The organism is Pseudomonas sp. 05T35, from assembly GCF_056396605.1.
In genome coordinates, this window is sequence record NZ_JBFTLU010000385.1 from 1 (window position 1) to 10,021 (window position 10,021).

General features: G+C 56.8%; 8 protein-coding genes and 7 pseudogenes. 4 read left to right on the top strand and 11 right to left on the bottom strand.

The window, feature by feature from the left end; translation table 11 throughout:
* From AC1DH9_RS23320 to AC1DH9_RS23345, 6 genes and pseudogenes are all read right to left on the bottom strand, one after another.
* Positions 1-316, bottom strand: a pseudogene (locus tag AC1DH9_RS23320) (hypothetical protein); the annotation flags it as partial.
* A gap of 55 nt (positions 317-371) precedes the next feature.
* A complete protein-coding gene (locus AC1DH9_RS23325) occupies positions 372-836 on the bottom strand; it encodes a DUF6678 family protein (protein ID WP_477808857.1) in 465 nt (154 codons plus the stop codon).
* A gap of 85 nt (positions 837-921) precedes the next feature.
* A pseudogene (locus AC1DH9_RS23330) lies at positions 922-1,278 on the bottom strand (GNAT family N-acetyltransferase); the annotation flags it as partial.
* Positions 1,279-1,429: 151 nt separating this feature from the next.
* The gene (locus tag AC1DH9_RS23335; protein ID WP_427544968.1) at positions 1,430-1,840 is read right to left on the bottom strand and encodes a hypothetical protein; all 411 of its coding nucleotides are present in this window, start codon (positions 1,838-1,840) and stop codon (positions 1,430-1,432) included.
* A gap of 158 nt (positions 1,841-1,998) precedes the next feature.
* On the bottom strand, positions 1,999-2,400 hold the full coding sequence (locus tag AC1DH9_RS23340) for a GFA family protein (protein WP_427544970.1): 402 nt from the start codon (positions 2,398-2,400) through the stop codon (positions 1,999-2,001).
* A gap of 537 nt (positions 2,401-2,937) precedes the next feature.
* Positions 2,938-3,825, bottom strand: coding sequence for a helix-turn-helix transcriptional regulator (locus AC1DH9_RS23345; protein ID WP_477808858.1), 888 nt, complete (start codon positions 3,823-3,825; stop codon positions 2,938-2,940).
* 96 nt (positions 3,826-3,921) lie between these two features.
* Between AC1DH9_RS23345 and AC1DH9_RS23350 the strand changes: the two are divergent.
* The 3 pseudogenes from AC1DH9_RS23350 to AC1DH9_RS23360 all read left to right on the top strand — a co-directional run.
* Positions 3,922-4,848 (top strand): annotated as a pseudogene (locus AC1DH9_RS23350) (threonine dehydratase); the annotation flags it as partial.
* A 2-nt stretch (positions 4,849-4,850) separates the two neighbouring features.
* Positions 4,851-5,621, top strand: a pseudogene (locus tag AC1DH9_RS23355) (helix-turn-helix domain-containing protein); the annotation flags it as partial.
* A 137-nt stretch (positions 5,622-5,758) separates the two neighbouring features.
* A pseudogene (locus tag AC1DH9_RS23360) lies at positions 5,759-5,992 on the top strand (LysE family translocator); the annotation flags it as partial.
* A 250-nt stretch (positions 5,993-6,242) separates the two neighbouring features.
* On the opposite strand, the pseudogene AC1DH9_RS23365 reads toward AC1DH9_RS23360, so the two are convergent.
* The 3 genes and pseudogenes from AC1DH9_RS23365 to AC1DH9_RS23375 form a co-directional block, all read right to left on the bottom strand.
* A pseudogene (locus AC1DH9_RS23365) lies at positions 6,243-6,368 on the bottom strand (3-oxoacyl-ACP reductase); the annotation flags it as partial.
* A gap of 49 nt (positions 6,369-6,417) precedes the next feature.
* On the bottom strand, positions 6,418-7,278 hold the full coding sequence (locus AC1DH9_RS23370) for a CAP domain-containing protein (protein ID WP_427544980.1): 861 nt from the start codon (positions 7,276-7,278) through the stop codon (positions 6,418-6,420).
* Positions 7,279-7,533: 255 nt separating this feature from the next.
* A complete protein-coding gene (locus tag AC1DH9_RS23375) occupies positions 7,534-8,154 on the bottom strand; it encodes a LysE family translocator (RefSeq protein ID WP_103315940.1) in 621 nt (206 codons plus the stop codon).
* 255 nt (positions 8,155-8,409) lie between these two features.
* On the opposite strand from AC1DH9_RS23375, the gene AC1DH9_RS23380 reads away from it, so the two are divergent.
* Positions 8,410-9,345, top strand: coding sequence for a Ppx/GppA phosphatase family protein (locus tag AC1DH9_RS23380; RefSeq protein ID WP_427544982.1), 936 nt, complete (start codon positions 8,410-8,412; stop codon positions 9,343-9,345).
* A gap of 103 nt (positions 9,346-9,448) precedes the next feature.
* Here AC1DH9_RS23380 and AC1DH9_RS23385 read toward each other — a convergent pair.
* Positions 9,449-9,820: pseudogene (locus tag AC1DH9_RS23385) on the bottom strand (glutathione binding-like protein); the annotation flags it as partial.
* A partial coding sequence (locus AC1DH9_RS23390; protein ID WP_477808859.1) for an ATP-binding protein occupies positions 9,811-10,021 on the bottom strand: 211 nt, incomplete at its 5' end. The pseudogene AC1DH9_RS23385 and the gene AC1DH9_RS23390, both read right to left, overlap by 10 nt.

Here is a 10,021-nt window from a genome sequence, read left to right on the forward strand (position 1 = left end):
CGACGACTGTGATGCGCTCACCCCAAGCAGTTTCAGCGACTTCCCGGATAATTTCCGCTAGCGTCTCAACATCCACACCCTGGGCCTTGATGCAGGCCAAACGTCCGAGCGACCAATCGATAACGGTGCACTGTGGATACTTCCATAGCAATGCGGACAGGGCTTCCTGAGGCGGCTCTTTGCTGGTGTACATGAAGTCAAGGTACGGGGCACTGGCATCCTGAAGCGAGTACACCAGAGCCCAAGCATTTGATGGGCCGGGAAACCACAGGGTGACATTACGATGTGGAAAAAGGGGGACAGATTTATTCTTCATTGCCGTCGAAGCTGATGACAGAGAAATAAGTCTGTCCTGTTTTCATTACAGACTGTCACACAGGCGGAAAGTCTTCATACGATTTTGGGATGTACCCCCAAATTCTCAGAACGTCAGCGCGCACGTCAAACTCGAATCCAATGTGTGCGACGACCTTCGATATTTCGTCTGTATGGTCAATGGTTGTACGTGCAAGCAGCCTTCCTTTTGAGGGGGCTGCTTCCAACAAACCAATGTCGAACCATTCGACGGACGCAAATGGAAACGGTAGATGGTAAAACCACTCGACATCCCACCCTGAGATGTATCCAGTGACGGACTTGAATCGGTATGACGGACGCCAACCCTGAAGCTGGCGGAAATGGTTGATCAGCTCATCCCACTTGGTATTGTTCGATGCGCTTGCCAAGTTTCTCGCCGCTACGGCAGCATGGATTTTCTTCCGTGTTACATCATCATGGCCCGTGCCGGACTTCGGTAGCTCGCTCATATTCAGTCCTATCGATTTTTTGGTGTTCAAGAATGAATGACCGCAATTGGCTGTCAGTCGCGAATGACCCCGCTGAGGTCCCTTGAACCTCTTTTCACCTTTAGGGTGATCGCCTTTACAGGCGCATTCCCATCTCGAAAGCACGAGTCTCAAACCCGAACTCTGTGTACATGCGAGCCGCACGTGCATTGAACGGCCAGACAGACAACCTCAAGTCCTGAGCGTCATGTTCGATTGCCCAGTTTTTAACGAGTTGAATAAGCCTACGTCCAATACCTTTCCCCCAAAATTGCTCGGCAACACATACCGATCCGATGCGAACAACATTCAGCGGTTGCATCAGCGGCCCAGAACTTGCCGACAGGCTGGCAGTAATGAAGGCTGCGGTCTGGTGACCGACATTCGCGATGAATACAACCTGACCCGGTTTCTCGAAAAGGCCTGACCAGTGAGGAAGGTCGCGCGAAAAGTCCGGTCGTTGTCTCATGGTCGGGAGGATATTCCAATGGCTGCTTTTGGCTGATATTTGCCTGTCATGAAGGGCTGCTACCGATCTAAAACTGTACTCAATAAAGCTAGAAGAGCTCAGCCTGACTGGTGCGACTTCGAATGATAACGGGCGCCTACAAGTGGGGGAAAAGTTCACCTCTGACCTGGAGAGCAATCGCTGCGAAGCCTTTTCCAGTGCCACGCTTGGAAATCGAATAGTCTTGGTAAGCGGACACATCCTCCCATTGATCCACCGATTCGATGTGCTGATGAGCACTATCGGTATCAATTTCAAACGCTATGAACTGCTCTGCCTGAGTAAGCAACAGACCATAGAGGCGTGGCATTCCGGGGAAGTCGATATCAAGTTCAAGTACGACGGTTTCTGACCAATTAATGCCTTTGGTCTCGCCATACCGTGCCAAGGCAACAGGAACACCAACGTCCAGCCAAGCCTTGGCGGTTCGCCTGAGCTTGTGGCCGATGACAGCATTTTGCTCCTGCACGTTCAGTTGCCGCTTTTTTAGAAGGCGGTCAATATCCATTGAAATCCCCTTAGGCGTCATTGATACAGGATGACGTCGTCCAATCAAGCGCGCAACGACTGAGCTGACTCTGATCTCTACGCTGCTATCTGAGTTTAAGGGTGAGGTAGCGAGATCCCGCATGGACATGGTGATAGGCCGTTATCAACCCCAAATGGTCACTTGGACTGTGGCCAATGATCCTGAATTTCATACCATGTTGCCTTGGACACTACCTCTATATGTTTCTGCTTGTCGGAAGTGAACGTGGAGTCCAGAGTGCCCATCGCTATCGAGATCCACTCGGCGTACGCACCTTGGCTTCTTGACCAGAACAGCGACGAACCGCACTCGGCGCAGAACTGGCGAAGTACTGATTCAGAGGATGGGTACGACTTGATGCCGTCGGCGCCCTGGACAAGATGCAGGTCGCTGCGCAACACGCTGCCATAGCTGGCAAACGCTGCTCCGTGGCTTTTGCGGCATTGGCTGCAATGGCAGTGAGAAAGAACTTTTGGTCGTGACTGGATTTCGTATTTGACGGCACCGCAAAGGCAGCTGCCCTGAAAGATATCAGTCATATTGGACGCCGTTTGATGATGAAGACGGCAATTTAACCCGTGAGCAGTTTCGGTGTCGACCGACCGCTCTTGGTCGATATCTGCCTGTCGCGAAGGCCTGTTATTGACCCAGACTGTGTGAAAACGCATGCGCCGTTTTGAAATCTGCGTTGCTACGTAAATCTGCCAACGCTTGGTTAATCAGCAGGCCGGAAGTTTGTTTAGGAACGCGATTTTCGTTCCAGTCCTGACCGTCAAACCTTCTCTAAAACGTTTTCACACAGACTGGACCCGAAGCGGACGGTTCGCAGAAAGTGTAAAACGAAGGGGGACGCGCTTTTTACTGGGACTTCAGTTCCGACCACAAAGGACTGTGTCCGATACTCATCATTAGCATTCCGTAGTCTTCAAACTCACCGACGTTGACGTCCTCTTGGCTTTTCCATGTTGCTTCACACTCCTCGCAGACCCACAGCAAAATGTGCGTAGAACGGATACGCATCGCTCGGACTGAGCCTTGACCGCACCTTTGGCACTGAATCGGCATTCTAATAATCTCTAGTTGTTTTCCGACGCAACACAGGCCGGTGTTTCCGCTTCTGGCCGATAGCTACCCGACACCTGTACTAACGACCTCACATATCCGCGCAACTGTACCGGACTTAATCCAAGGCGTTGCCTGAACGTGGTTGCCATGTGCGCCTGGGAGTTAAAACCGCAGGTGTGGGCGATCTCTGCCAGGCTTGCTGTCGAATCGCGTATCAGTGCGCGGGCCTTGGCAAGACGTCGGTCGATCAGGTAACTGTGCGGGCTCTTGCCCGTCGCGTTCTTGAACGCCCGCATGAAATAGCCTTCGGACAATCCAAGTAAGCCCGCCATTGCCGGTATGCCCAGCGGCCMGTCGAGACCAGCGTCAATGAACTCATCGAGCAGACGCATCCGGCTGCCGGTGATAGAGCCTTGGGGTGGAGCCGAAAATGTTTGATCGCCCGTCGCCCGTTCAGCCAATGCGAGTGCCCAGGCCTCCCAATCGTCGTCCACGGAGGTTTGCAACAACGCGCTGCGCATTCGCAGGGCGAGGGTAATGGCCTGCTGATCAATGCGATTGTTGAATGCACTTTCCCCGACCAACGCATTACCGTCAGTGCGCATTACCCGCAGGTATTCACCGCCCATGGGTGACTCGGACAGCACGTCACAGCCGGCGGGGACGAACGCCAGACCGTTGGGCATGGCATCGAAGGGCAGCACTCGGTCGCTGCCAATGGCGTGAAGGCCTCGCTGGCTGTCGAAGGCAAAGCCAATCGCTGCCTGGGGCGCTACATACCGGGTCGCGTAGGCGGCGCCGGGTAGCAATTCTATCGTCCATGGCCCTGCCTCGACTCGGCGGACCGGTTCGGGGCGGGGCGTTGGCTGAAGGCGGCTTCGATGGTTCATGAACACCATAGTAGTGAAGCGGGGGCACAAAAGTCAGGTCAGTTTTTTGAAAGCCTGCGTGATGCGCTCGTGTCTAGACTGGGCAAAACCTCAGGGAGACGACTCATGCTCAGACTGGCTCGCGACGATATCGAACACGCTGCTCACCACGTGTATCAGGTCATGCCCGCTACCGCTCAATACCCTTGGCCCTTGTTGGCCGAGCGCTTGGGTTGCACCGTTTGGGTCAAGCACGAAAACCACACACCGACAGGTGCTTTCAAGGTGCGTGGCGGCATTACCTTTATGCACTGGCTAAAGCGCGAGCACCCGGGCATCAAGGGTATTGTCACCGCCACCCGCGGCAACCATGGCCAGAGCCTGGCGCTGGCAGCCGGCGCGCTGGGTTTGAGGGCGCTGATTGTAGTGCCGGAGGGTAACTCGGTAGAAAAGAACAATGCCATGCGCGCCTTTGGCGGTGAAGTGGTCGAGTGTGGTCGCGATTTCGATGAAGCCCGTGAAGAGGCCGCGCGCCTGGCGCAAGCGCATGGCCTCTATCTGGTTCCGCCGTTCCATGCCGAGTTGGTCAAAGGCGTGGCCACTTATGCGCTGGAGCTGTTCAAGGCTGCGCCGGATCTGGATACGGTCTACGTGCCGATTGGCTGTGGCTCGGGGATTTGTGGGGTGATCGCCGCCCGCGACGCACTTGGCCTGAACACCCGGGTGGTGGGTGTGGTTTCCACTAATGCCGAGGCCGCAAAGTTGTCGTTTGACGCAGGAGAAATATGCGAAACCGCTTCGGCGAATACCTTTGCTGACGGCCTTGCCGTGCGTAAGCCAATTCCAGAAGCCTTTGCCATCTACGCGCAAGGTGCACAGCGAATCGTATCAGTCAGTGAGGCGCAGATTGCCGAGGCCATGTGCGTGTATTACACCGATACCCACAATCTTGCCGAAGGGGCGGGTGCGGCGGCCCTTGCGGCGCTGATTCAGGAGCGTGAAGCAATGGCTGGAAGAAGGGTGGGGGTGATTCTGTCCGGTGGGAATGTGGACCCCATTTTCGGGGGCATGCCTACGATCCGCACTGGCATGACAGTTTTCTGGTGGGGGTCACCGAACAGGGGGTGCAGCAGTTCAATTGCCGACGCGTTCGCCACCTCAGTACGCCGGGAAAGGTATTCATGCTGGAGCCGGGGGAAATCCACGATGGGCATGCGCCGACCGAGGAAGGGTTTACCTATTCCATGCTCTACCTCGATCCGCACTGGCTGGAACGGGAGTTGCACGCGTTGTTCGAGCACGCGCCGACCAACAGTCAGCCGGGTTTTGCCGACACCCTGAGCCAGGATCCGGGCCTGGCCACTGCCATTTATCAAGCCTTCCACGTGCTCCAAGAGGGTGACTTGCGCATCGTGCGCCAAAGCGCCATCGATACCTTGTTGGGTTCGCTCACTTGCCACCTTGATTGGCGCAAGCGGCAGGCCTTTGATCCGCGTCTGCCGTTGGTGGCCCAGGTTGCGCGTGACTATTTGCATGCCCATGTCTACGAGGACATCGGGCTGGATGATCTGGCTCAAGCCTGTGGTGTCGATCGCTTTCGCCTGACGCGGGCCTTCAAGGCAGCCTTTGGGCTGGCGCCTCATGCTTATCTGATCCAGCTGCGTCTGGCCAAGGCGCGGCAGCTACTGGCGCGGGGCGAGTCGCCGGCGCAGGTGGCCAGTGCTCTCGGGTTCYCCGATCAAAGCCATATGGGGCGCTGGTTCCGCCGTGCCTACCAGCTCACGCCAGCGGACTACCGCAAGCGCTGCTCAAACCTTCCATACTGAATCCAGCTGACCCGCGACCATAGGCCTCCTATCTGATCAAGGAGTCCATGCCATGTCTTTTGCGCTGTTCTTTTCTGCCCCTTCGATGTGTCCTCAGGGAGTCTGAACCATGGAATCGTTGTTGCCTTTCCTGCTGTTGGATGATGGCGGTGGCGGTAGCGAGCGTGTTTGCCGGTGGCGGCGACAAGACCATGCGGCTGGTGTTGTTGTCGCTGGTGTTTCTGTTGGTCTCCTTGCCGTGCATGACCCTGTGGGCGTTGTTCGGCGTGGGTAGTGCTCGGTTTTTTGGTTCGCGACAGGCGTTCAAACGCGTGAACCATGCACTGGCTTTTTTGCTGCTGGTGTCGGCCTGGTTGACCGTGCTGGTGTAGGTCGAACATTGCCTGGGCAGGGCGATTTAATCAGCAGCCAGACCCCGCCAGACTTAGGGTGGTGAAGACGGCCTGTATGGAGAAATAGGCGGGCAGAATGCGTTCGTACAGAGACTTCAAGGGGGGTATTGCCAGGCCGACTGTAGTCTCGACTGTCCAGTAACGTTCTGGTTCTGACCGTTTAACTTGCTCTAAATCGTTTTTACACAGCTTCGGCCGATTACTGCCTGTCGCGACCGGCTGAATACGTCAGATTGGTGGTGATGCTGACGACATGGCCGCTGCCGTGTTTTTCCATCTCGGCGATGGCGAGTTGGGTGATGTAGAAGAAACCATTCAGGTTCACCGACAGCACAGCAGCGTAGTCTTCGTGGGTAGGCTTTGGATCTTGACGCAGGACCGGCTAACGGGTGTCCCCCATCTCCTCATTTCGCGCCGAACAGCATCGTCCAATAGATGCCGTTGTCGCTATGCGAGTTCGCGGCATAGGCCGCGCCAACCTGGGTAAACATCGGGTTCATCAGAATGGCGCAATGCCCGGGGCTGGCCAGCCAGCCTTCCATAGCCTTGTCCGGCGAACGCTGCCCGGCGGCGATGTTCTCTCCGATCTGCCGGCCACCGTAGCCGGCGGCCTTCGCTCGGTCCCACGGCATATCACCGTTGGGGTCCTGGTGCGCGAAGTAATTGTCGTTGGCCATCGCCCGGCTGTGCCCCTGCGCCGCTGTCCCCAGGGCGGCATTCCAGGTCAGCGGCGGTGCAGCGGCGAAGCGCTGACGACCACACAGGCGCGGTTTCGCCCGTGCCGCGTTGACTTGCGCCAGCAACGTCTTGCCCGCCGCTCGCGGGTCGTCCAGATGCCTATCGAGCAAGGGCCGCGCCAGCACCACCTGCCATTCACTCTCGTCGCGATACACGCCAATATCGGTGAACTGGGTATCGAGCAGGGCCCCACAGTAGCGGCTCTCGAGCATGTCAAAGGCCTCCTCGGCATCTTCAGCGTCGACCAGGCGGATAGTCCGCACAGACGCCGCCTGATAGCCGGAATCCTTCAACGTCTCCCGCGTAACGCCTCCATAACCGATCGGCAAGGCCAGGTTCGACTTCAGGGCCAGCGGCGTCAAGGCTTGGACCGTGCGCCCCGCGCAGCGCTGCGGTTGGGCGCGGTAGTCGTTGATGTCCTCCACCAGTTGCCTTTCCCCGCCGGCATGGGCGGGACTGGCGAACAGGGGGAGCAAAGGAATAAGGCAGAGCGAGAAAACGCGGGAGGAGCGAACGGTCTGGTGCATGAGGCGGGCAGCTCTGATGGGATGACGACGGTAATGGCGATAGTGGGCTGAGGAATGACCGCAGAGCGTTTCGCTGTATTGGCTCGCAAATGGATTCCAAAGCCGGGCTAAGACTGTGGGCCTCAACACAAGTTTCACGAGCAAAGGGGGGAATTTATTGTTGGAGCCGTGCGTGCGCTCCAGGCTGATTGCTGCCTATCGAGAAAGGCTGCAATCAGCCTGGAGGTAAATCACGGCCAGGTGGGGATGGCGCCATCAGCGCTTGCTAAAGGCCAGTCCAGCTGCGAACAGAACAAAGACCATGCCTGTGGTGTGATCCATCCACTTGATCACTTTCTCACGTCGCAGAACGCCGGCAAGGGATTGAGTCGCGCCAATCAACGTCGAAGACCACATCAGACCCAGCACCACGTGAATGCTGACCAAGCCAAATGTCCAGGCAACCAGGCTGTGTCCGTGGGGGATAAATTGAGGGAGAAAAGAGACGTAGAAAATGCCGATTTTGGGATTGAGGACGTTCCCCATCATGCCCTTCAGGAACCAGTTTGCATTTGGCTTGCCGTCATCTTCGACGGGCGACAGTGAGCTACGCGGGCGCAGCAACATGTTCAATCCGAGCCATGCCAGATAAGCGGCGCCGCAGTATTTCAACAGGCTGTACGCCAGCTCCGATACCGCAATCAGAGCACCCAGGCCAAAGGCGACAGCGGCGCCCCACAGTAAGCAGCCAGCATTGATACCCAGCGCAGCGCGAAACGCCTGTTGCTTACCTTCCACCGTTGCGGTTCTCAAAACCAGAGCGGTATCGAGGCCGGGCGTCAGCGTTAGCAGAGTGGCTGCGAAGGTAAAGGCGAGGAGATTATCTGCAATAGACATCGGCGAATGACTTTAAAGTGACGACGCGCGAACGTTAGCACATGGCGGGTTGGCTTCTGCGACTACACGATCTTCCAGTCTTTTTACGAACGCTTCGGCTTCTGCCAGACAACTTGGCCTGGTGCCTGTTGCATTGAAAATGGAGAGTGGGTGTCATCATGGCGTCATCGAACCGATGGCAAGATCCTCGCAAACCGTCTTGAGCGCTCAGCAGTGCTCCGCCTGATGGCTGATGAATGTGCGAGGAATACCCGTATGAAAGGAGACACCTCCCTGTTTGCGGCCATTGACCTGGGTTCCAATGCGTTTCGCATGATGATTGGCCAGTCGGTCAAACGGAACCAGCAATTCATTATCCAGGAGGTGAAAACCCTGCGTGAGCCTGTCCGCCTGGCGGAGGGATTTCAGGGCGGGTCGCTGAACGAATTTGCGCTGGATCGGGGATGGCAGGCACTCGCGCGATTTGGCAAAAAGTTACGCGGCTTTGAGGCCGGTCGTGTACGTGCGGTGGCGACCAGTGCCGTCCGCGAAGCTGATAATGCTCAACTTTTTCTGTCCAGTGCGGAGCGACATTTGGGTTTTCGTATTGACGTCATCTCTGGGCATGAAGAAGCCCAACTGGTGTACGCCGGGGTTGCCCACACGATACCGGGTACTGAGAGTATGCGACTGGTCGTGGACATCGGCGGTGGCTCCACTGAATTGATTCTGGGGCAGGGTGCTCACCCCCTGTTGACCGAGAGCATTGCCATCGGCAGCGGCACCTTTGGCGCACGTTACTTTCAGGGCGGCGGTATCACGGCTCAGGCGCTCCTCGAGGCTGAGCGGGTGGCCACTCTACAGTTTGAAAAAGTTGCACGTCGTTATCGTGCACTCGGTTGGCAGCAGACTATCGGTTCTTCAGGTACCGCAAGGGTGCTGGCCAAAGTGCTCAAGGCCAACGGATTGAACGACTCTGGCCAAAGCGGAATCACCTACGGCGGTCTGTTGCGTTTGTCATTGCGTCTGCTGGACGCGGGGCATGTGAAACGACTCAAATTGGCGGGCTTGCCAACCCATCGCCTGAGCGCCTTGCCCGGCGGCCTGGTGCTCATGCTGGCGGCGTTCAAGGTATTTGGTATCCCGCATATGACTCCGTCCGAGCCAGGCTTGAGGTTCGGCGTTCTGCATGGCCTGATGTGTAAACACTAGTGGAAACCGAAGCCGACCTTTCAACACGGTCGGCCGATTTCTGCCTGTCGCCAAGGGCAGTAATCGACCCAATGCAGGACACCAAACTCCCCCGAAACTTAGATCATGGCGTCCCGTTTCTTCCATGCAGGCGATAGCCTGGTCGACGACTCAAGCGTTCGTAATAGTCGCTCACGGCAGGAAAGTCCGGATGAGCAAGCGGCGTTTGAAACCACCGATTAACCGATAGGCCGATCGGTATGTCTGCCAGAGAAAACTCGTCGCCGCTGACGTAGGCCCCGGTTGATTCGAGCTGTCGATTGAGGATCTCCATGTGCCTCGACCAGTTGCTGCATGCGGCTGCCAATGCGTGGCCGTCCTGATGTTCAGGTGAATGCCGGACCAGCGACATGAAGGCATAACTCCACGACTTGTTGAGATCTGACGCTTGCCAATCAATCCATTGATCCACCCGTGCTTTGGCTCTCACTGCTCCCGTATCGGAAAAAACAGATCGAAACAGGTCACGCCATTTTCGCTGGTGACGCTGTAGCGGCCACTGTGCAACTGCATGATCGTGGCGACGATCGAAAGCCCCAGGCCATTGGACTGGGCCGAGCGCTCGCGTGATGGATCAACGCGGTAGAAACGCTCGAATAATCTTGGAAGGTGTTCCGCCGGAATGGTGGTTCCGTAG

What these genes read in the sequence shown, in the direction of transcription:
- AC1DH9_RS23340 (WP_427544970.1), bottom strand. Translation starts at nt 2,400, where the DNA reads ATGACTGATATCTTTCAGGGCAGCTGCCTTTGCGGTGCCGTCAAATAC.
- AC1DH9_RS23375 (WP_103315940.1), bottom strand. Translation starts at nt 8,154, where the DNA reads ATGTCTATTGCAGATAATCTCCTCGCCTTTACCTTCGCAGCCACTCTG.
- AC1DH9_RS23370 (WP_427544980.1), bottom strand. Translation starts at nt 7,278, where the DNA reads ATGCACCAGACCGTTCGCTCCTCCCGCGTTTTCTCGCTCTGCCTTATT.
- AC1DH9_RS23380 (WP_427544982.1), top strand. Translation starts at nt 8,410, where the DNA reads ATGAAAGGAGACACCTCCCTGTTTGCGGCCATTGACCTGGGTTCCAAT.
- AC1DH9_RS23335 (WP_427544968.1), bottom strand. Translation starts at nt 1,840, where the DNA reads ATGGATATTGACCGCCTTCTAAAAAAGCGGCAACTGAACGTGCAGGAG.